This is a genomic window from Paenibacillus sp. FA6, from assembly GCF_051550225.1.
Lineage (GTDB): Bacteria > Bacillota > Bacilli > Paenibacillales > Paenibacillaceae > Paenibacillus_AQ.
The window spans coordinates 4839890-4861710 of record NZ_CP188820.1; the positions used below are offsets into that span (position 1 = coordinate 4839890).

Annotated in this window: 19 protein-coding genes, 1 tRNA gene, 3 rRNA genes and 2 riboswitches; of the genes, 8 read left to right on the plus strand and 15 right to left on the minus strand. The window is 43.9% G+C overall.

Annotated features, from left to right (window positions below):
* Nucleotides 1-5 precede the first annotated feature (5 nt).
* The 5 genes from ACP8HI_RS21980 to ACP8HI_RS22000 all read left to right on the plus strand — a co-directional run bounded on the left by ACP8HI_RS21980 (nt 6) and on the right by ACP8HI_RS22000 (nt 3571).
* On the plus strand, nt 6-830 hold the full coding sequence (locus ACP8HI_RS21980; RefSeq protein ID WP_438348260.1) for a hypothetical protein: 825 nt from the start codon (nt 6-8) through the stop codon (nt 828-830).
* A 203-nt stretch (nt 831-1033) separates the two neighbouring features.
* Nucleotides 1034-1173: riboswitch (cyclic di-AMP (ydaO/yuaA leader) on the plus strand.
* A gap of 4 nt (nt 1174-1177) precedes the next feature.
* Complete coding sequence (locus ACP8HI_RS21985) at nt 1178-1645, plus strand: C40 family peptidase (protein WP_438348261.1); 468 nt, start codon at nt 1178-1180, stop codon at nt 1643-1645.
* Nucleotides 1646-1838: 193 nt separating this feature from the next.
* Nucleotides 1839-1976: riboswitch (cyclic di-AMP (ydaO/yuaA leader) on the plus strand.
* A 3-nt stretch (nt 1977-1979) separates the two neighbouring features.
* Nucleotides 1980-2453, plus strand: coding sequence for a C40 family peptidase (locus tag ACP8HI_RS21990; protein ID WP_438348262.1), 474 nt, complete (start codon nt 1980-1982; stop codon nt 2451-2453).
* Nucleotides 2454-2586: 133 nt separating this feature from the next.
* Complete coding sequence (locus tag ACP8HI_RS21995; protein WP_438348263.1) at nt 2587-3087, plus strand: GNAT family N-acetyltransferase; 501 nt, start codon at nt 2587-2589, stop codon at nt 3085-3087.
* Between the two features lie 127 nt (nt 3088-3214).
* Complete coding sequence (locus ACP8HI_RS22000; protein WP_438348264.1) at nt 3215-3571, plus strand: c-type cytochrome; 357 nt, start codon at nt 3215-3217, stop codon at nt 3569-3571.
* 176 nt (nt 3572-3747) lie between these two features.
* On the opposite strand, the gene ACP8HI_RS22005 is transcribed toward ACP8HI_RS22000, so the two are convergent.
* Together ACP8HI_RS22005 and ACP8HI_RS22010 are read right to left on the minus strand one after the other, a co-directional pair.
* Nucleotides 3748-4080, minus strand: a complete 333-nt coding sequence (locus ACP8HI_RS22005; RefSeq protein WP_438348265.1) for a 4a-hydroxytetrahydrobiopterin dehydratase — start codon at nt 4078-4080, stop codon at nt 3748-3750.
* A gap of 140 nt (nt 4081-4220) precedes the next feature.
* Nucleotides 4221-4514 carry a hypothetical protein gene (locus tag ACP8HI_RS22010; RefSeq protein ID WP_438348266.1) on the minus strand — a complete coding sequence of 98 codons (294 nt, stop codon included), beginning with the start codon at nt 4512-4514 and terminating at the stop codon, nt 4221-4223.
* Between the two features lie 194 nt (nt 4515-4708).
* Between ACP8HI_RS22010 and motA the strand changes: the two genes are divergently transcribed.
* Together motA and motB are read left to right on the plus strand one after the other, a co-directional pair.
* The gene (gene motA, locus ACP8HI_RS22015) at nt 4709-5509 is read left to right on the plus strand and encodes a flagellar motor stator protein MotA (RefSeq protein ID WP_438348267.1); all 801 of its coding nucleotides are present in this window, start codon (nt 4709-4711) and stop codon (nt 5507-5509) included.
* Complete coding sequence (motB, locus tag ACP8HI_RS22020; RefSeq protein ID WP_438348268.1) at nt 5493-6302, plus strand: flagellar motor protein MotB; 810 nt, start codon at nt 5493-5495, stop codon at nt 6300-6302. Before motA ends, motB begins: the two co-directional genes overlap by 17 nt.
* Nucleotides 6303-6457: 155 nt before the next feature.
* On the opposite strand, the gene ACP8HI_RS22025 is transcribed toward motB, so the two are convergent.
* Nucleotides 6458-7159, minus strand: a complete 702-nt coding sequence (locus ACP8HI_RS22025; protein ID WP_438348269.1) for a pseudouridine synthase — start codon at nt 7157-7159, stop codon at nt 6458-6460.
* 296 nt (nt 7160-7455) lie between these two features.
* Here ACP8HI_RS22025 and tadA point away from each other — a divergent pair, with 296 nt between their 5' ends.
* Nucleotides 7456-7953 carry a tRNA adenosine(34) deaminase TadA gene (gene tadA, locus ACP8HI_RS22030; RefSeq protein ID WP_438348270.1) on the plus strand — a complete coding sequence of 166 codons (498 nt, stop codon included), beginning with the start codon at nt 7456-7458 and terminating at the stop codon, nt 7951-7953.
* A gap of 94 nt (nt 7954-8047) precedes the next feature.
* Here tadA and ACP8HI_RS22035 read toward each other — a convergent pair whose 3' ends face one another.
* From ACP8HI_RS22035 to ACP8HI_RS22090, 12 genes are all read right to left on the minus strand, one after another.
* Nucleotides 8048-9124, minus strand: a complete 1077-nt coding sequence (locus ACP8HI_RS22035) for a hypothetical protein (RefSeq protein ID WP_438348271.1) — start codon at nt 9122-9124, stop codon at nt 8048-8050.
* A gap of 256 nt (nt 9125-9380) precedes the next feature.
* Entirely contained in the window at nt 9381-9536 is a 156-nt protein-coding gene (locus ACP8HI_RS22040; RefSeq protein WP_438348272.1) for a small acid-soluble spore protein P, read from the minus strand.
* Nucleotides 9537-9569: 33 nt separating this feature from the next.
* Complete coding sequence (locus tag ACP8HI_RS22045) at nt 9570-9914, minus strand: hypothetical protein (RefSeq protein WP_438348273.1); 345 nt, start codon at nt 9912-9914, stop codon at nt 9570-9572.
* A gap of 99 nt (nt 9915-10013) precedes the next feature.
* Nucleotides 10014-10102: transfer RNA gene (locus ACP8HI_RS22050), tRNA-Ser, on the minus strand.
* A 229-nt stretch (nt 10103-10331) separates the two neighbouring features.
* Entirely contained in the window at nt 10332-11612 is a 1281-nt protein-coding gene (gene serS, locus ACP8HI_RS22055) for a serine--tRNA ligase (protein ID WP_438348274.1), read from the minus strand.
* An 81-nt stretch (nt 11613-11693) separates the two neighbouring features.
* Entirely contained in the window at nt 11694-12269 is a 576-nt protein-coding gene (gene pdxT / locus ACP8HI_RS22060; RefSeq protein WP_438348275.1) for a pyridoxal 5'-phosphate synthase glutaminase subunit PdxT, read from the minus strand.
* A gap of 19 nt (nt 12270-12288) precedes the next feature.
* Nucleotides 12289-13170 (minus strand): pyridoxal 5'-phosphate synthase lyase subunit PdxS, encoded by an 882-nt coding sequence (pdxS, locus tag ACP8HI_RS22065; RefSeq protein WP_438348276.1) that lies wholly within the window; start codon nt 13168-13170, stop codon nt 12289-12291.
* A gap of 113 nt (nt 13171-13283) precedes the next feature.
* Nucleotides 13284-14681 (minus strand): D-alanyl-D-alanine carboxypeptidase family protein, encoded by a 1398-nt coding sequence (locus ACP8HI_RS22070; RefSeq protein WP_438348277.1) that lies wholly within the window; start codon nt 14679-14681, stop codon nt 13284-13286.
* Between the two features lie 140 nt (nt 14682-14821).
* Complete coding sequence (gene guaB / locus ACP8HI_RS22075) at nt 14822-16279, minus strand: IMP dehydrogenase (protein ID WP_438348278.1); 1458 nt, start codon at nt 16277-16279, stop codon at nt 14822-14824.
* A gap of 244 nt (nt 16280-16523) precedes the next feature.
* Nucleotides 16524-16640: ribosomal RNA gene (rrf, locus tag ACP8HI_RS22080) — 5S ribosomal RNA — on the minus strand.
* A 172-nt stretch (nt 16641-16812) separates the two neighbouring features.
* Nucleotides 16813-19743: ribosomal RNA gene (locus ACP8HI_RS22085) — 23S ribosomal RNA — on the minus strand.
* A gap of 397 nt (nt 19744-20140) precedes the next feature.
* A 16S ribosomal RNA gene (locus ACP8HI_RS22090) occupies nt 20141-21698 on the minus strand.
* The 16S, 23S and 5S rRNA genes sit together here, the layout of an rRNA operon.
* Nucleotides 21699-21821: the final 123 nt, after the last annotated feature.

Sequence of the window (21821 nt, forward strand, 5' to 3'; positions counted from 1 at the left end):
GAACGGTGAGGACGAATATCGCCAATGGCTGGATCAGTGTCAAGAATCAATTCTACGTCGTTATCATTCTATTTCTGTACCAACTTCTCTTCAGTTACTTTCTGTACCGTTTAGTCAATTCAGTCGTAGTTCCTTTACTTCAGCGCTACCCAGATCCACCTCCCACTGAATTAAGTCAGATCTTATTCTATGTTGAGGGTCAATTGAATCTCACACATAGCCAAACCGTTCACAACTATATGTGGATTCTACTGGGTATGTTACTCTTTCGTATGCTTCTCACCCCTTTCATTCATTCAGGCATATTCTATGGACTTCACCAAGAACAAAAGGGTGAGACAGGGCTTTTCTTCTTCAAAGGTATGGCTTTGTACGCCAAACCAGTGATGCTATTCTATTGGAGCGAGGCATTATTGGTTCTTCTTCCCGCGTACTGGTTAATCCCTAAGCTTTATACGTTAGCCATTAGCGGCTTTATGTCACCATCCATATTACTTCAGGCTATTCCTTATGTGCTGGGATGGGGCATATACCGATATGTCATACACCAGGTCATCCTCTTCATGCAATTTGGAAAAATAGGGTCAGCAGGCATCTTCTCCTCTGCCCTGATATGTTTGCGCAATGCGCTTCCTGTTATTGGCATATCCCTTATCTTGGGCGTATTCAGTTTACTTCTCTTCTGCCTATTTACTGGTCTCTCACTTGTGTGGTCAGGGCTTCTCGCCCTCATACTTCAACAGTCCTATCCACTAATAGCTTGTCTATTTAAATTGTGGCATATCACTTCTCATTATCATTTGTGGCACTCCAAATTTTACAAGTCATAATAACTCTCCTTTATGTCTCTTAATAATTGCTTGTTATAAGAAGCCTCCGTCCTTTTCACCAAAAGGGTCGGGGGTTTCTTGTCTTTATTGAGTTATTGGAATTTGCCAAAGTATAAATCCTCTGTTAAGATATCACTTGTAACAACTTTGTAACCTTTACAACCTATTCATATTATTAGTTATCGACGATTGTCACTTATTGGTGCATCATACAGCCGAATTCCTAAGCACCAGGGGGCGGGGGATCCAATTATATGGGTGAATTGATCTTGAATCAGAGGGATCATAGGGTACCTTCAACCGAATCCTTAAGCTAACCTCGCAGGCATTGGAAGGGGAAAACGTAATTGAACAAGAAGTTAACTGCTAGCGTATTAAGTATGGCTCTTGCATTTACCATTGGAACAGGTAGCGTATTCGCCGACTCAACCATGGATTCGGTCATTGACCGTACCATTGGAGTTAGTTATAAGACTGGTGGAACATCCACCAACGGATTTGATTGTTCTGGCTTCACTCGGTATGTCTTCACGAAATTAGGCATCACCTTGCCAAGACAGTCTTCAGCACAGTTCAAAACAGGTACAGCCGTATCACGTAATGAGATGAGACCTGGAGATCTAGTCTTTTTCAACACTTCCGGAAAAGGTGTATCTCATGTTGGTGTATTTGTCGGTAGTGGAAAATTTGCTCATGCATCTACTTCACGTGGTGTCATCATCAGTTCTCTAAACGAAAGTTACTACGCCAAGCGCTATGTTGGTGCCAAACGAGTCATGAGTACTGCCAAATATCAAGCAGCTGCTTACAATTAACAATACAATAAATAGTACCTTAGGAAGACCTATCGAGGAGTCGACATCTCTTTCGTAGGTCTCCTTTTTCAACAAAATTAAATAATATACCTCAAATATGATAGAAACAATTGCCAAAACGCCATTCCTTTGCTACAATAGTTCAAGTAAGTACATAGTAACAACTTTGTAATAAGTTTTGTAACATTTACGTTAACTATATCTGCCGAATTCCCGATACAACGGGAAGTGGGGGAACCGTCTTGGGTGAATTGATCTTGCAACAGAGGGATCATAGGGAACCTTCAACCGAATCCTTAAGCTAACCTCGCAGGCACCGGAAGGAGTTATCTTGTTGAAGAAGAAATTAATATCAGTAGCACTAGGAATGACAATATTGTTGTCCTTCGGAACTGGAAGCGCTTTCGCAGATTCCAAGCTGGACAAGGCTATCGATCCGACGATCGGGACTGAATATGTAGGTGGCGGAGTAAGCACCAATGGATTCGATTGCTCAGGATTTACAATGTATATTTTTGATAAGCTCGGTGTTGAATTACCCCATCAATCAGGTTCCCAATTTAGTATGGGCACAGCAATTGCACAGAAGGACTTAAGAGAAGGAGATCTTGTCTTCTTTAACTTTACTGGAAAAGGTCTTGTATCGCACGTTGGAATATACGTAGGTGATGGAAAGTTTGCACATGCGTCTTCATCTAAAGGTGTCATTATTAACTCACTTAGCCAAGCCTATTATACAAACGGTTACGTTGGCGCTAAAAGAATTATGAGTGATAATACATATGAATCTGCTGCACTCGATAATTAAATAATTGTTATTAACGGGCCTGCAGTTGAGATTTCAATAGAATCTCAACTGCAGGCTCTTTCATTTCATCCCTATTATAGTGGTAGTTCAAAAGGTCAGGTTTGAACTACCTCTTACAGAAAGGAATCTATGTATGAATCACCCGGATTTGATCATCACACCCATGGACATTGACCATGCTCGCGCTATATCGGAATGGACTTATCCCACTCCCTACGATATTTACGGATGGATGCCATGGGACCAAATGGAAGCACTAGGTATTGAATTTGGCGATCCCATCATTCGTAAAGAACAGTATGCTTCTGTGACGAATGCACAAGGGGAACTCTGCGGATTTGCTCAGTTCTTCCCGTTAGAAGGCGTAACTCGTCTTGGTATCAGCATGCGACCTGATTTATGCGGACAGGGATTAGGAAAGGTTGTTGTACAATCCATTGTTTGTGAGGCAGTACGTCGGAGCCCCCATGATGAAATTGACTTAGAGGTCCTAACCTGGAACAAGCGCGCCATCCAGGTATACCTCAAAGCAGGGTTTGAAATTACGGATACTTATGAACGACTCACTCCGGATGGTATGAAGCCTTTTTTTTGCATGGTTTTAAGACAACCTTCCGATTTCTATGATAAATAGCACTCCTTAACGCCCTTTATATAATATATACTGGATTTTTCGTTTCTTTTTTGGCACAATAGGTATGATGTACGTTTCCCATCCGTTATAATAAAATTATCAGCTTACATAAGAAAGGGTGAACAAGATGAAGAAATATATCATGAGTGGTTTCTTCTTTACTGCATGTATTCTAGCCATCGTGCTTATGTTTACACTGCCTGGTCAAGGGGAAGAAAACAAGGTTGTAAAACCTAGTATGCCAGAAGTTGTATTGGATGCTTCAGCAGCCGAAATACTAGTTAAAGCAAGTTGTATTTCTTGTCACGGTGATCAGCTACAAGGTGGAGTAGGTCCAAACCTACAAGCAATTGGTAGCACTATGTCACCTGAAGAAATATACACATTGGTTAGTAAAGGTAAAGGAATTATGCCTGGCTTCAAAGATACATTAGCAGAAGAAGAAATTGCTAATGTCGCGCAGTGGTTAGCTCAAAAGAAATAACACAAGCTGAAACGGCTACGCTGTCCTTTTGAAGGACGGTATCCGTCTCTGCCGAAATATAAGAATTAGAGTATCAAGTGAAACTTATACTTTCTTATATTTTGACATGCAAAAACGGGTACCTTCCTTATTGGGACGGTACCCGTTCTGCGTCAAATCTTGCTACTCTTCACTTTCTATCTACTTTTCACAATCCCTGCATCATGATTTCTCTCATTTGCACACATTTTTTCAAAGGCCTCATTATATTGCTTCGCCTCTTTCATGTCTACAGCAGTTAGATATCCTTCATCCCAAGAAGTGAGACGGAGAATAACATTCTGATAATCAATGGTGATCAGAGGATGATGGTTAAAGGCCTCAGAGATGGTTGCTACTTCATCTACAAATGAAATTCCCTTCATAAAACTTGAAAAAGTGAATCTGCGTTCTATAAAGCGCTCCTCAACTAACTCCCAGCCCTTAAGCTGACTCAAATGTACGTCCACTTCTTCCTTTGTATACGTCACTCTTTAAGCTGCCACCTTTCCATACCCATGTTATCTAACGATAACCCCGTACCTTGTAGAGGTAGTCCAAAAAGGTATATTTTGAACACGCACTTTTATCATTGTATTCTTTCAAATAGCCTTTCATGCAACATTCTCTATTAGATTAAAGACACAACGGCCAGTTCCTTATCTCCAATCAGTATATTAATTCGATGATTCTCTCGGTCATGGATAACCACGCCACTTCCAACCGCTATAGATGGCTCTGTTCCCAGTCCATAGAATAAATCTTCCGCCAAAGCTTCCATGACTTCTTGCTTATCCCCGTCCGATAGCTGAACCCATTCCTCTTCTTCCATCTCAAAGAATAAATAACTATCTGTAATTCTACCTACAGCAACTGTTAACTCTTGGAAAATAACTTCGTAATCACGACCATGTTTTACACCCAATTTTTAGCCCTCCATTTCGTTTGTAACAAAACTTTTACAATTCATTTCATTATACAGGAAAATAGACCTTAAATAAAAAGCCCTTTATGTCGATAATATAGTATAATGCGTCTCTTGTGCGACAGTCCATCTTTTCTATTTTCATTTGGCGGCATGAAAGGATTCAATTCTATTTCTCATGGATGAGGTGTACAATGGAAATTTCAACGATTATTGGATTAATTCTAGGTATTGTCTCGGTAGTGGTAGGTATGGTGCTCAAAGGCTCACCATTGACTAGTCTTCTCGTACCGGCTGCTTATGTCATTATTTTGGGAGGTCTAGCAGCAACCCTCTTCATCGGCTTCCCTATGTCAGAGCTCAAGAAGATTCCACAATTGCTTAAGATGGTCTTTGTAAAGCAGAAATTGATGGATAAAAAAGAAATGATCACTCTCTTTATGGAGTGGGCATCCATCACAAGACGCGAAGGATTACTCGCTTTGGAATCGAAGGTAGAAGAGATTGATGATGCCTTCTTACGCGGTGGAATGCGAATGATTATTGACGGTAATGACCAGGACTTCGTTCGTGATGTCTTAATGGAAGATATTAATGCGACAGAAGATCGACACAAGGCCGGGGCTCTCATTTTCTCCCAAGCTGGTATGTACGCTCCTTCACTCGGGGTGTTGGGTGCTGTTATTGGTCTTATTGCCGCTTTATCACACATGGAGGATATGGCAGAACTTGCTCTTGCGATTGGTGCCGCCTTTATCGCGACTCTGCTAGGTATCTTTACCGGTTATGTCATATGTCACCCGATCGCTAACAAGCTGAAACGTCTCTCTAAGATTGAGATCGAACTTAGACTTATGATGCTTGAAGGTCTCCTGTCTATTCAATCAGGTGTATCTACTATTGCTATCAACCAGAAGCTATCCGTATTCTTAACCCCTTCCGAACGTGCAAAATTGAAAGAGAGGGAGGATGGTTCAGGTGAGCAAAAAGACTAGACGTCATGAGGAAGAGGAACATGCGGACGAGTCATGGCTTCTCCCTTATGCTGACCTTCTTACTCTACTTCTAGCTCTATTTATCGTTCTTTATTCAATGAGTGCTGCAGATGCTCAGAAGTTCGAGCAAATGAGCGATGCGTTCAGTGCTGCTTTCACTTCTGGGACTGGTGTTCTTGACTACAACTCAGCTGTTCCGAAGGTTGATGCTTCCCTAAAGGAAGCAACTCCTGAAGATACACCTTCCAAGAAGGTCACTAAAAGTCAACAGGCTTCACTTATCAGACAAGAGCAGATAGACTTAGAGAAATTAAAACAGCAAATAGATCAATATATTAATAACAATGGACTTACAACTCAGCTTGAGACGAAGCTCAATCAATCCCAGCTAATGATCACCATTAGCGATACCGCACTATTCGCCTCCGGTAAGGCTACGGTGAAGCCTGAGTCTAAACAATTAGCTACAGCTATATCAGGTATGCTACAGGAGTTCCCTGACTATGATATTGTCGTCTCAGGGCATACGGATACTATTCCTATCTCCAACAATGAATATGAATCTAATTGGGATCTAAGCTCTGATCGAGCCATACAGTTTATGAAAATATTGTTGACTAATGGTAAGCTCGATCCTAAGAAGTTCACTCCTGTTGGTTATGGTGAATATCATCCGATAGTCGATAATGATACTGCCCTGAATCGAGCGAAGAATCGCCGCGTGGAAGTATCACTCATTCGTAAGTACCAAGATAATAATCAAGTTCTGAATGTCACAGATGCCCAAAGCTAATAACGGGCTGTCTCATCATTAGTTCAAGCTTCTGTGTAGACACTCCACTTTCCAAACAAAAACGGCAGGCAAGGGATTATCATTATCCCCGACCTGCCGTTTTTAATGTCTTTTTAGAACCCTATCTATCTCCGCTAGACTATTTTATCCATCACTTATTCTAATTTATAATGAAGCAAGCTCCCAAGCTCCAATTTCTCTTCAATCGTTAGATCCCGCCAACTTCCAACCTTGTGACTCCCAAGTTGAATATTCATAATTCGAACACGTTGTAACGCCTCCACCCCATACCCAAAGGCTTGACACATACGGCGAATTTGTCGATTCTTACCTTCAGTCAAGACAATACGAAATCTCCGCTCTGATAATATGGTCACTTCGCAAGGTCGCGTCATTTCACCTAGTATTCTCACACCAGAGGACATCCCTCTTACAAAGGAATCTGTCACTGGGCGATCCACACTTACTAAGTACTCCTTTTCATGCTTACCTTCTGAACGTAATACCTTATTCACGATATCCCCATCATTCGTCAGGAGAATTAAACCTTCTGAATCCTTATCCAATCTTCCTATAGGAAATATACGCTCCGAATGGCCTACGAAATCGATGATATTACCATGGATATGCAGCTCTGTTGTACACGTTATACCTATCGGCTTATTAAGGGCAATATAGATATTGTTCTTCTTAGAGGCCAATGGTTGACCATTTATGCGTACGTCGTCACCTTCCTCGGCCTGACTACCAAGTACGGCTAATACGCCATTAATCGTTACTTCGCCATTCTCTACTCTCTTATCTGCTTCTCTGCGGGAGCAGAAGCCTGTCTCGCTGATGAATTTATTAATTCGCATGATTGCCTTTCACCTCTATGTTTTATTTTTCCACTCGATTATTCTACTTGCTGTCCGATAAGGATACCACATCTTCCAATATCTTTGAAAAGACATTGATATTATCCTCGTCATTATCTACAATCAATTAAGAAGAATCAGATCATACTTATACACATATTCACAGATCAATATTTTATTATGTGCATAACTCTGTTGATATTTCAATACTTATGCACATGTTTGTGCACAACATGTTAACAACCGAATATTTGTTCGTTGAATAAGCACTATTTATCTAAGGAGGGCATTAAAAAGTGAGTTGTCCACAAAATGAATCCACATTATTCTCCATAGATCGCTCTGTTCATGAGTATTGGATGCGTCAGGCCATTCTCTTAGCCCAGGAAGCTGAGAAACTCGGTGAAGTTCCTATTGGAGCCATCATTGTTAGGGGCGATGACGTGCTCGGACGAGGATATAATCTAAGAGAGCAGACGATGGATCCTACCGCACACGCAGAAATGATTGCTATCCGTGATGCTAGCCAACAGCTTGATGCCTGGCGCCTTCTAGAATGCAGACTATATGTAACGCTTGAGCCTTGTCCAATGTGCGCAGGAGCGATCGTCCAGTCCCGCATACCACAAGTCATTTACGGAACAACAGACCCTAAGGCTGGCTGTGCCGGTACATTAATGAATCTACTACAGGAGCCACGCTTTAACCACAGAACGGAAGTCATTCCGAATGTATTGCAAGAAGAGTGCTCCCTATTGCTAACCCAGTTCTTCCGCAAGTTACGCAATAAATAAATGTCTAGACATACACAATGGCAGGCCAAGATGATCCTTGGCCTGCCATTTCTTTGTATATCATTCTTTTACAGAAAAGAGCCTCAGCGATATATTAGAAACCGCCGCCGAACTCTTTCTGAAATTGCTCCATAGTAATAACTTCATCCCCGGAAGGAATACCTATCTTGAACGTTTGCTTTTCATTAATATTAAGGTATTGATTATAGCCCTTTAGAGCAAGTTTCATTTCTTGATTTGTTTCAGGATCATTCACTTCAATATCCATCACGATATCTTGATAGGTAGTAAAGTCTTTTTTATTAATTGCTGTGTTCAGGTTAAACGTGTTAATCTTCAAATATTTCTTCATTTCTTCAAGACCCTGATTGAATTCAGCTTCATCTAAAGAAGCCAATTCATCCTTCAACTCTTTCACGTCTTCTGCCTTCAACCCCAACAATTCACGGTATTCATCTTTATCAATAACGCTGATAATATTCGGCAATGCCTTATTAACAAGAATCTTAATCGCTTCTTCTACGTTATCGTTCGTAACTTGGAATTGTACCACTTGTTTAGCTTCGACGCCTTCTGGAAGATTGGCATCCTTCACTGCGATATCCTTGAAATACTTAGCCTCTTCATACTCCTTGAAGACAACATCCGAGATCTCGCTCGCCAACTTTTGAGATTTCTCAGTATCTAGAGTATCTAGATTTAACTCTGTTCCGCTTTGTTCAGCAAGTTCCTTCAGATCTAATTCTAAATACTTATTCACAATACTCTCTGGCAAAGGAAGCATTGGAATACTCGGTATCTTAATAAATACCTTTTCTTTGGTCACAACCATTGGGATTGTAAAACTCATAGCCATATCACCTTTAAGGTTTAACCCTACAGTTAACTCCGTTTGCATTGGATCCGCTTGATAATAACCATCAACCGTCAATTCAGCATTTTTGAGCATAGTCATAACCATACCCACACTTGCATCATCCACTAGCTCTGGAGCATTAAATTTGAGATCTTCAATGATCACCTTACTTTTCATTTCATAGGATGTCATCTTTGCTGTGTTTCCCGCAGCATTTTGTAATGCTTCTTTCGGACTCTGCTTACTGCCACAACCCGTTAATACAACGGCCATTGTTAAGAGCAATGTAAACACTATAATGGACAACTTCTTCATTTAGCTCTCTCCCCCTATTTTTTTCTATAAATATAGTCACTTTTACAATCATAACCTAATTTTCCTCATCACGAAACCCCTTTTGGATAAATATCCTATAATACGACACCCTTTTTCTGGTTTCTTTATTATTATTTATTCCTGTAAATACACATAAAGAGAGACTGTTCCCTTAGTAGATAAGTCTACTGTTGGGACAGTCTCTCCTATAAAAGCACCTTCTTATGGTGTTTGTAGACCCTCTCCGATATGCTTCTTAGCCCTCTTTGTTCAAGTGGCTCACATGATTGCGATTCTTAACCTTTTTAGATCCGGAGAGCGGCTCCTGCATCGCGTGAGAGTCATCCTTACTTCGATGCCCTCCTTGATTATCCTGCGCTTCGGGAACAGGTATAGTCTTTGGTTTACTCATGATGTTCACCCCATTCATATGATCTACAGTTCATCAAGAAGGATTCGTTACGTCATGTAAGGATTGGGCACATTCATGGATATGGCGTGTATAATCTCCTGCCAGTTCCTGAATAACATCGGTATGCTCATCTACGGAACGACCATTCATCTCTACATCGACCAGTGCCACATTGACTTCGCGTGTATCCTGATACGTACATTGGAAATCAAAGGAGTATGCTTGTCTGCCTGCTGTACTTATGTTGATTCGAATGCTGTTCGAATCGCTCTCGTCAGCGAATACTTTGCTCTGGTCCGATGGATTAAGAATCACGGGCAGTTTAGATTGCCATGCATCCACAAGTTGACCTTGGTTAAGTTCGAAATCTTGATTCATAAAGAACACCTCCTCTTCCCTATAAGGTGTGTCTACAGAATAATTTTTATACAAAAAAACCACTCTCATCAACTGAGAATGGTTAGTAATTTAAAATAATGGCGGAGAGGGTGGGATTCGAACCCACGTGGAGTTGCCCCCTAACGGTTTTCAAGACCGCCCCGTTATGACCGCTTCGGTACCTCTCCAAATGATATTCAGTTGTTTCAAACGACAGATAATTAATCCTTAACAACAAAAACTATCTTATCACAACTGAACATCAAAAATCAAGCTATTTTTTCAAATATAAGAAAGTATATGTTTCACTTGATACTCTATTCCTTATATTTCCGCTGAAACGGGTACCTTAAAGCGATACGAAGTATCGCTAGCATCGGAAGCATAACCCTTTAAAAAAGGACGGTATATCCGTTTCTACTTGAAAGAAATTATTTTTATATTTCCCATATAAGGTTGAAGCACATCAGGGACGATAACACTGCCATCTTCTTGCTGATAATTCTCTAGAATTGCAGCAAAAGTACGTCCAACCGCTAGTGCAGAACCATTCAAAGTATGAACAAATTCTGGCTTCCCCTTCGTTTCTGGTCGGAATCGAATGTTGGCACGACGAGCTTGAAAGTCCCCTGTATTCGAGCATGAGGATATCTCACGATACATACCACTCTCAGGAAGCCACACTTCCAGGTCATACGTCTTCGATGCTGAGAAGCCCATATCTCCAGTACTCAGAGCAAGTACACGATATGGCAAGTTTAGAAGCTGAAGAACCTTTTCTGCATTGGCTGTCATCTTCTCCAACTCTTCATAGGAGGAATCTGGATGTACTACCTTTACCAGTTCTACTTTGTTGAATTGGTGTTGACGAATGAGCCCCCGAGTATCTCTACCTGCAGAACCAGCCTCTGAACGGAAGCATGAACTATATGCCACGAAGTACTTCGGCAAATCATCCGCAGCCATAATCTCATCACGGTAATAATTCGTTACCGGTACTTCAGCTGTTGGAATGAGATAATAATCTGTATCTTTAAGCTTGAACAGATCCTCTTCAAACTTCGGAAGCTGTCCTGTACCACGTAGACTATCCCCATTCACGATATACGGTGGAAGTATTTCTTCATACCCATGTTCACCACTGTGCAGATCCATCATGAAGTTGATGAGTGCCCGCTCTAGACGTGCTCCTAACCCCTTATAGAAAGTGAAGCGTGAACCCGTGACCTTGGCAGCTGCCTCGAAATCAAGAATACCAAGTTCTTGCGCGATATCCCAATGTGCCTTGGGAGTGAAATGAAACTCCTTTGGTTCCGAGAAACGGCGTACTTCAACATTATCCGCTTCGGATTTCCCGAACGGAACAGATTCATGAGGAATATTAGGGATCGCCATCGTCAAATCGGCAATACTTACTTCCAGCTCTCGAACTTCCTCATCCAAGGATTTGATCTGATCTGAAACCTCGCGCATTTCTTCAATTAATGATTGTGCATCTTCACCATTCTTCTTGCGCTTAGCAACTTCACCCGACACATTATTTCTGCGACTCTTTAGATTTTCACTTTCTTGTAGCAGTTCTCTGCGACGTCCATCTAGCCTAGGAAAGTCTGCAATGAGATCGAGTGATTTACCTCGGCTCTTCAATGCTTCTTCCACCCTTGCATAGTCGCCACGCAATATTTTTACATCTAACATCGGAATACCCTCCTCAAGAAAAACAACCTCAACCCTTATAAGGTCAAGGTGTTCTTATTTCACTTTGTAAGTTTAACTCCATCATGCTTGGCTATCTTCGACCATGTTCACAAAGAACTGATGAAGACGATAGTCATCCGTCAATTCTGGATGAAACGAAGACACTAACAGATTCCCTTGTCTAGCCGTAACGATCTCATCCTGATGAGTAGCTAGAATCTCCACCTGATGACCTACATCACGAATAAGTGGAGCACGTATGAATACCGCTCTAACACGCTCGTCAATCCCTTTAATATCCAAGTCTGTCTCGAAGCTTTCGCGTTGACGACCAAATGCATTGCGGACAACGGTCATATCCATCAACTCCAAATGAGCTTCATCTTGACCCTCAATTCTTGCAGCGAGCACAATCAGGCCTGCGCATGTTCCAAATATAGGTTTACCTGCGGCTGAGAATTTCCGAATAGCTTCAATAAACCCATATTTACGCATCAGTTTACCGATCGTCGTACTCTCCCCACCAGGAATAATAAGCCCCTGAATGTCGTCAAGTTCCTCTATTCTTTTCACTGCCACGCCTTTCGCACCTGCAAGTTCAATACTCCGGATATGTTCTGTGACAGCACCCTGTAATGCTAATATGCCTACCTTCATCTGTCTCTATCCTTCTCTCTTACCAGCCACGATCAGACATACGCTGTGACGGCGTTAAAGATGAAATTTCGATACCCTTCATTGCGGCACCTAAGTTTTTAGATACTTCTGCAATTAATTTATAATCGTGGAAATGAGTTGTAGCTTCTACGATTGCACGTGCAAATTTCTCTGGATTCTCCGATTTAAAAATACCAGATCCAACAAATACACCATCCGCACCTAGATGCATCATCAAAGCTGCGTCAGAAGGCGTTGCAACACCACCTGCAGCAAAGTTCACGACAGGCAATTTACCTAATTTTTGAACCTCAACCAGTAGGTCATGGGAAACACCTAAATTTTTAGCTTCAGCATATAACTCGTCTTTCGACATATTCTGAACTCTACGAATTTGACCATTAATTTGACGCATATGACGTACAGCTTCGACAATATTTCCTGTTCCAGGCTCACCTTTCGTACGGATCATGGAAGCACCTTCGCCAATACGACGTAAAGCTTCACCAAGATCTTTAGCTCCACATACGAAAGGAACTGTGAAATCCCATTTATCAATATGATATACTTCGTCCGCTGGTGTCAGCACTTCACTCTCGTCAAGGTAATCCACACCAAGCGATTCCAAAACCTTTGCTTCTACAAAATGACCAATACGAGCTTTAGCCATAACTGGAATAGATACGACCTTTATAATTTCCTCCACAATGGTAGGATCGGACATCCGAGCGACTCCACCTGCTGCACGAATATCAGAAGGAACTCGTTCCAAAGCCATAACAGCTGTTGCCCCTGCTGCTTCTGCAATTTTAGCTTGCTCAGCATTCATGACGTCCATAATGACGCCGCCCTTTTGCATTTCCGCCATACCTCTTTTTACACGTGATGTTCCCGTTTCCATTTATACGCCTCCTGAAATATATATGCTCAATCCATTCATTCATCATACCTACTTGGCATGATGAATGAATGGATGGTAACTCCGTTAACTATAGAGACACTTCTATATTGATATTAAAAAAGATTCTTAATTCCGTCAAACAAATCGACGAATAAATCTTTAATACCACGGAATAACAAGCGGAACCAGCCGCCCTTCTCTACTTCATCAGCTGTAACCAGATTAACCGTCTTCTCTTGAGCATTACTCATGCCGTCTATCTTATAAGTATAAGTAATGGTTCCCACCTTAGTTCCTTTTGCTAGTGGAGCCACAAGTTCATCTGCACTCATAAGAGTTACTTCAGAAGTAACCGTTGGATTTTGCGTTCCTTTAGGGACCATGAACTTAACATCTAATTCTGTCACCACTGCAACAGTGGTCTTCGCACCTTTCTTAACTGAGACTGTTTCAGTACCTTCTACTGTCGTCTTTGGAGCAATCACTTGCTTGATTTCGAAATTATCATATCCGTAATCAAGCACTTTCCTCGTCTCCACGAATCGTGCTTTATTGGATTCAGCACCCATAACCACACTGATATATCGCACGCCATCTCTTTCTGCTGTACCCGCGAAACAGTACCCCGCAGCAATTGTGTGACCTGTTTTCAATCCATCTAACCCTGGATAGGCATAAGCCTTAAAGTTCGTTATATCCTTGTTCGCTTCTAACATCCAGTTTAAGTTAACTATCGGATCTTTATCCCGTGCGCGAAATGGATAGGATTGAATAGCTGTAAACTCTGCGAAATCCGGATGATCTTGAACAATATACTTGGCAAGAATAGCTACATCCATCGCTGACATAACCGTCTCTCGATCCTCACTTGGTCTGAATGCTTCTGGCATATCTGCACGACTTAGCCCCGTAGAGTTGATAAAGAATGCAGTATCCATTCCCATACGTTCTGCCGTTTCATTCATCATTTGAACAAAAGCTGCTTCAGAACCAGCTACCCGTTCAGCTAAAGTCACCGTAGCATCATTGGCAGATCCAACAGCCATAGCTATGTATAATTCCTTAACAGTATGCTGATCTCCTTCTGCCAAGAAGATTCGTGATCCAGTCGTATCGGCTGCGTTCTTCCCCACCGTAACGACATCATCCCATGCGAGCTTACCCTGCTTCACTTGTTCCGCTACGATATACTCCGTCATCATCTTTGTCATACTTGCAGGTGGTAGCGCGAGATCACTATTCACAGATAACAATATTTCACCTGTAGTTGGTTCGATCAGTACAGCTGACTTCACTTGTAATCCTATACTGGCTACATCGGGTATCTTGACCTCTTTAGCCGTAACCTTCGCCGTTGTAGCCTCAGTGGTTGCAGCATCTGTTGCTGGCTCCCCTTCTGCCAACACTACAAGTGGTAATGACGACATAAATAACATATTTAATAGTATAACGGAAGCTATACTCTTTTTGGCCCATTGACGTTTCCTTGATTTCACTCTCTTATGCTTCAATGAATATAAACTCCTCTCTATCTATGAAAATAGCTTACTTGTTCTATTCTAACACAGCGTATTGATCAAAAAAAGACAGACAGAGCGAAATTCGCCCTGTCTATGTGTGAAGATTGTCATTATTGCTAGAAATTCCGATATTATACCGAATAATTCGGAGCTTCCTTAGTAATTTGTACATCATGTGGATGGCTCTCACGAAGTCCAGCACCCGTTATTCTGATAAATTGCGTATCATTACGAAGCTCGTCCAACGTTTGAGTCCCACAATACCCCATTCCGGAGCGTAACCCGCCAACAAGTTGCAGAATCGTATCTGATAAAGGCCCTTTAAATGCCACGCGTCCTTCAATACCTTCAGGTACAAGCTTCTTATCATCATCTTGGAAATATCTATCTTTGCTTCCTTGCTTCATCGCACTGATGGATCCCATGCCACGATACACTTTATATTTACGTCCTTGATAAATTTCTGATTCACCTGGACTTTCTTCTGTTCCCGCAAATAAACTTCCTAACATCACTGCATGTGCTCCAGCAGCAATAGCCTTCCCAATTTCACCAGAATACTTAATACCACCATCCGCGATAATTGGGATGCCATATTCCGCTGCAACAAGCGCACAATCATATATCGCTGTAATCTGTGGAACCCCAATACCAGCAATTACTCGTGTTGTACAGATCGAACCAGGACCAATTCCCACCTTAACGACGGATGCGCCAGCTTCAATCAATTCACGCGTTGCATCACCTGTCGCCACATTACCGGCAATGATAGTAAGCTCTGGGTAACGCCCACGTAAATCACGAACAGCATCAATAATATTAATATGATGTCCATGAGCAGAGTCGATCGTAATGACATCTACTCCAGCCTTAACCAAAGCCTCTGTACGTTCTATTGTGTCTTTGGAGATACCAATCGCTGCACCAACCAAAAGACGACCTTGTGCATCCTTAGCAGCGTTAGGGAACTGAATTACCTTCTCAATGTCCTTAATTGTAATAAGACCTTTAAGAATATTATTAGAATCAACTAACGGTAGCTTCTCAATCTTATGTTGTTGCAATATTACTTCTGCTTGCTGAAGCGTTGTTCCCACTGGGGCAGTAACCAAATTCTCCTTGGTCATCACATCGCTGATCTTAATCGTGTAATCATGTATAAACCGCAAATCACGATTCGTCAAAATCCCGACTAACTTATTATTCTCATTCACGATCGGAACACCAGAAATACGGAATTTCCCCATTATTTCCTCAGCATCAGATACTAAATGATCAGGTGTTAGTGAAAAAGGATTGGTAATTACCCCACTCTCAGACCGTTTAACACGATCCACTTCCTCAGCTTGTTGTTCCACCGACATATTCTTGTGAATAATGCCTATTCCACCTTCTCTAGCAATAGCAATAGCCATGGCAGCTTCTGTCACCGTATCCATACCAGCACTCATTAATGGAATATTTAATTTCACATGTTTACTTAATCTTGTGGACACGTCCACTTCCTTCGGCAATACCTCTGACTTGCGGGGTACCAGTAGTACATCATCAAAAGTTAATCCCTCTTTACCAAACTTATCTTCACGCACCTTATGTGAACCTCCCTTTTTCGTCAAACAACTAAATAAAGCCTTATAAATACAGCAGAAAATTCATTTTCTGAAAATATATTATTGCCATCTTAGCAAAGGGGGTTAGGGCTGTCAAGAAAATCAGTACACTTCCCCCTATATAACGTCATCAACTCACATTAAACTGCATTAAATTACAATTACCTTGTTTAGAAAAGTATAGAAAAAACCACTGTTGATATAGATCAACAGTGGTTCTTGTGCTTGGCGACGTCCTACTCTCCCAGGACCCTGCGGTCCAAGTACCATCGGCGCTGGAGGGCTTAACGGTCGTGTTCGAGATGGGTACGTGTGGAACCCCTCCGCTATCGCCACCAAACGTGATTCTTCTGCTCGTTGACTCTCCCTGAATAAATCCAAGTCAAGATCAATCGCTAGAAAAAACCTCAGCTTTATGCTGTTATTCAGATGTTTGATCACCTGAAAACTAGATACGAACGAATTTGTGTTAGAAAGTATGAAGTATACACTTCTACCGTTTAAACATTTGTTAGGATAAGCCCTCGACCGATTAGTATTGGTCAGCTCCGCACATTGCTGCGCTTCCACCTCCAACCTATCTACCTCGTAGTCTTCAAGGGGTCTTACTAATTGGGAAATCTCATCTTGAGGGGGGCTTCACGCTTAGATGCTTTCAGCGCTTATCCCGTCCGCACGTAGCTACCCAGCTATGCTCCTGGCGGAACAACTGGTACACCAGAGGTGCGTCCATCCCGGTCCTCTCGTACTAAGGACAGCTCCTCTCAAATTTCCTGCGCCCACGACAGATAGGGACCGAACTGTCTCACGACGTTCTGAACCCAGCTCGCGTACCGCTTTAATGGGCGAACAGCCCAACCCTTGGGACCTACTTCAGCCCCAGGATGCGATGAGCCGACATCGAGGTGCCAAACCTCCCCGTCGATGTGGACTCTTGGGGGAGATAAGCCTGTTATCCCCAGGGTAGCTTTTATCCGTTGAGCGATGGCCCTTCCATGCGGTACCACCGGATCACTAAGCCCGACTTTCGTCCCTGCTCGACTTGTAGGTCTCGCAGTCAAGCTCCCTTCTGCCTTTGCACTCTTCGAATGATTTCCAACCATTCTGAGGGAACCTTGGGGCGCCTCCGTTACTCTTTAGGAGGCGACCGCCCCAGTCAAACTGCCCACCAGACACTGTCCCCGAACCGGTTTACGGTCCTAGGTTAGAACCTAGATACGATCAGGGTGGTATCCCAACGATGCCTCCATAGAAGCTTGCGCTCCTATTTCTCAGGCTCCCACCTATCCTGTACAGATCGTACCCAAATCCAATATCAAGCTGCAGTAAAGCTCCATGGGGTCTTTCCGTCTTGTCGCGGGTAACCTGCATCTTCACAGGTATTAAAATTTCACCGGATCTCTCGTTGAGACAGCGCCCAAATCGTTACGCCATTCGTGCGGGTCAGAATTTACCTGACAAGGAATTTCGCTACCTTAGGACCGTTATAGTTACGGCCGCCGTTTACTGGGGCTTCGGTTCATAGCTTCGGGTTACCCCTAACCACTCCCCTTAACCTTCCAGCACCGGGCAGGCGTCAGCCCGTATACTTCGCCTTACGGCTTCGCACAGACCTGTGTTTTTGCTAAACAGTCGCTTGGGCCTTTTCACTGCGGCCCCCTCGTGCTATTCACACTACCGGGGCACCCCTTCTCCCGAAGTTACGGGGTCATTTTGCCGAGTTCCTTAACGAGAGTTCTTCCGCGCGCCTTAGAATACTCTTCTCGCCTACCTGTGTCGGTTTGCGGTACGGGCACCTTCTCCTGGTTAGAGGCTTTTCTTGGCAGTGTGAGATCATGACCTTCGCTACTATAATTTTCGCTCCCCATCACAGCCCAGCCTTATAGTGTGCGGATTTGCCTACACACAAGCCTCACTGCTTAGACGGACTATTCCATCAGTCCGCGTCACTACCCTGCTGCGTCACCCCATTACTCATAACGGATTACGGTGGTACAGGAATTTCAACCTGTTGTCCATCCACTACGCCTTTCGGCCTCGCGTTAGGTCCCGACTTACCCTGAGAGGACGAGCCTTCCTCAGGAAACCTTGGGCTTTCGGCGGATCAGATTCTCACTGATCTTTTCGTTACTTATACCGGCATTCTCACTTGTATAGTGTCCAGCGCTCCTCACGGTACACCTTCAACCTCTATACAACGCTCCCCTACCCCTGATACTAATGTATCAAGCCATAGCTTCGGTGGTGTGTTTAGCCCCGTTACATTTTCGGCGCAGAGTCACTCGACCAGTGAGCTATTACGCACTCTTTCAATGATGGCTGCTTCTAAGCCAACATCCTGGTTGTCTGTGCAACTCCACATCCTTTTCCACTCAACACACACTTGGGGACCTTAGCTGATGGTCTGGGCTGTTTCCCTTTCGACAATGGATCTTAGCACTCACTGTCTGACTCCCGGATATAAGTACATGGCATTCGGAGTTTGACTGAGCTTGGTAACCCTTGCGGGCCCCGCACCCAATCAGTGCTCTACCTCCACGACTCTTCATTCCGAGGCTAGCCCTAAAGCTATTTCGGGGAGAACCAGCTATCTCCGAGTTCGATTGGAATTTCTCCGCTACCCCCACCTCATCCCCGCATTTTTCAACATGCGTGGGTTCGGGCCTCCAGTGCGTGTTACCGCACCTTCACCCTGGACAGGGGTAGATCACTCGGTTTCGGGTCTACGTCCACGTACTAAAATTCGCCCTATTCAGACTCGCTTTCGCTGCGGCTCCGCCTTCTCAGCTTAACCTTGCACGGGAACGTAACTCGCCGGTTCATTCTACAAAAGGCACGCCATCACCCATAGAACGGGCTCTGACTTTTTGTAAGCACACGGTTTCAGGTTCTATTTCACTCCCCTTCCGGGGTGCTTTTCACCTTTCCCTCACGGTACTGTTTCACTATCGGTCACTAGGGAGTATTTAGCCTTAGCAGATGGTCCTGCTGGATTCATACGGGGTTTCACGTGCCCCGCACTACTCGGGATACGTCTCGGAGAGAATATACTTTCAGCTACAGGGCTTTTACCTTCTATGCCGGGCCTTTCCAGACCTCTTCACTTAATATATTCCTTTGTAACTCCATGTGAGACGTCCCACAACCCCAAGGAGCAAGCTCCTTGGTTTGGGCTAATCCGCGTTCGCTCGCCGCTACTGACGGAATCACTATTGTTTTCTCTTCCTCAGGGTACTTAGATGTTTCAGTTCCCCTGGTCTGTCTCTACCTACCCTATGTATTCAGGTAAGAGTGACTGCGTATTAACACAGCCGGGTTTCCCCATTCGGACACCCCCGGATCAAAGCTTGCTTACAGCTCCCCGAGGCAGTTTCGTTGTTCGCCACGTCCTTCATCGACTCCTAGTGCCTAGGCATCCTCCGTGTGCTCTTAGTAGCTTAACCACGATACTCTTTTGTTGCGCTGCTCGCTCTGTTGTCCGCTTATTTCCCCCGTAAACGGTTGAAACAAACTTCCAAAGGATCGATCATCACACCAAATTCGCACGTACATTTTAGCTGGTATTCGATAAATCGAATACTTCGCTAGCTACTTTTACACTTTGTTTCGTTAACAAGTTAACAAAACGTACATATAAAAGAATGTTCATTCTAACTTACAAATTCGTTCGTTATCTAGTTTTCAAGGATCAAAGTCATTTCTACAAGAGAAATAACGGTTTGAAAGATTGCTCTTTCAAAACTGACAACGAGTGAGTGTGCGACTTTACATTGTAAAGTCTTACGGTGACCGTAGTCACCGTGTTCGAATGTTTCCGTCTCAGGAAACGATTCTCCATAGAAAGGAGGTGATCCAGCCGCACCTTCCGATACGGCTACCTTGTTACGACTTCACCCCAATCATCTACCCCACCTTCGGCGGCTGGCTCCCTTGCGGGTTACCCCACCGACTTCGGGTGTTGTAAACTCTCGTGGTGTGACGGGCGGTGTGTACAAGACCCGGGAACGTATTCACCGCGGCATGCTGATCCGCGATTACTAGCAATTCCGACTTCATGCAGGCGGGTTGCAGCCTGCAATCCGAACTGAGACCGGCTTTGTTGGGATTGGCTCCATCTCGCGATTTCGCAGCCCGTTGTACCGGCCATTGTAGTACGTGTGTAGCCCAGGTCATAAGGGGCATGATGATTTGACGTCATCCCCACCTTCCTCCGGTTTGTCACCGGCAGTCTGCTTAGAGTGCCCACCATAATGTGCTGGCAACTAAGCATAAGGGTTGCGCTCGTTGCGGGACTTAACCCAACATCTCACGACACGAGCTGACGACAACCATGCACCACCTGTCTCCTCTGTCCCGAAGGCCGCTACTATCTCTAGTAGATTCAGAGGGATGTCAAGACCTGGTAAGGTTCTTCGCGTTGCTTCGAATTAAACCACATACTCCACTGCTTGTGCGGGTCCCCGTCAATTCCTTTGAGTTTCAGTCTTGCGACCGTACTCCCCAGGCGGAGTGCTTAATGTGTTAACTTCGGCACCAAGGGTATCGAAACCCCTAACACCTAGCACTCATCGTTTACGGCGTGGACTACCAGGGTATCTAATCCTGTTTGCTACCCACGCTTTCGCGCCTCAGCGTCAGTTACAGCCCAGAGAGTCGCCTTCGCCACTGGTGTTCCTCCACATATCTACGCATTTCACCGCTACACGTGGAATTCCACTCTCCTCTTCTGTACTCAAGTCACCCAGTTTTCAGTGCGACCCAGGGTTGAGCCCTGGAATTAAACACCAAACTTAAATGACCGCCTGCGCGCGCTTTACGCCCAATAATTCCGGACAACGCTTGCCCCCTACGTATTACCGCGGCTGCTGGCACGTAGTTAGCCGGGGCTTTCTTCTCAGGTACCGTCACCTTGAGAGCAGTTACTCTCCCAAGTGTTCTTCCCTGGCAACAGAGCTTTACGATCCGAAAACCTTCATCACTCACGCGGCGTTGCTCCGTCAGACTTTCGTCCATTGCGGAAGATTCCCTACTGCTGCCTCCCGTAGGAGTCTGGGCCGTGTCTCAGTCCCAGTGTGGCCGTTCACCCTCTCAGGTCGGCTACGCATCGTCGCCTTGGTGAGCCATTACCTCACCAACTAGCTAATGCGCCGCAGGTCCATCTATAAGTGGCAGATTACTCCGCCTTTCAGTATCTCTTCATGTGAAGAAATAAGTTATCCGGTATTAGCTACCGTTTCCGATAGTTATCCCAGTCTTACAGGCAGGTTACCTACGTGTTACTCACCCGTCCGCCGCTGAAACTTTAGAAGTGCAAGCACTTCTAAAATCTCCGCTCGACTTGCATGTATTAGGCACGCCGCCAGCGTTCGTCCTGAGCCAGGATCAAACTCTCCAAGTTAATGAAAAGAGCGATTATGCTCATTTTGAAACATACTGACGAGAATTATTCATTCTCAATCCAAATGATTTCTCATTTGTTTGTTCTCACTTTCGTGAAAACCACTCACTCGTTGTTCAGTTT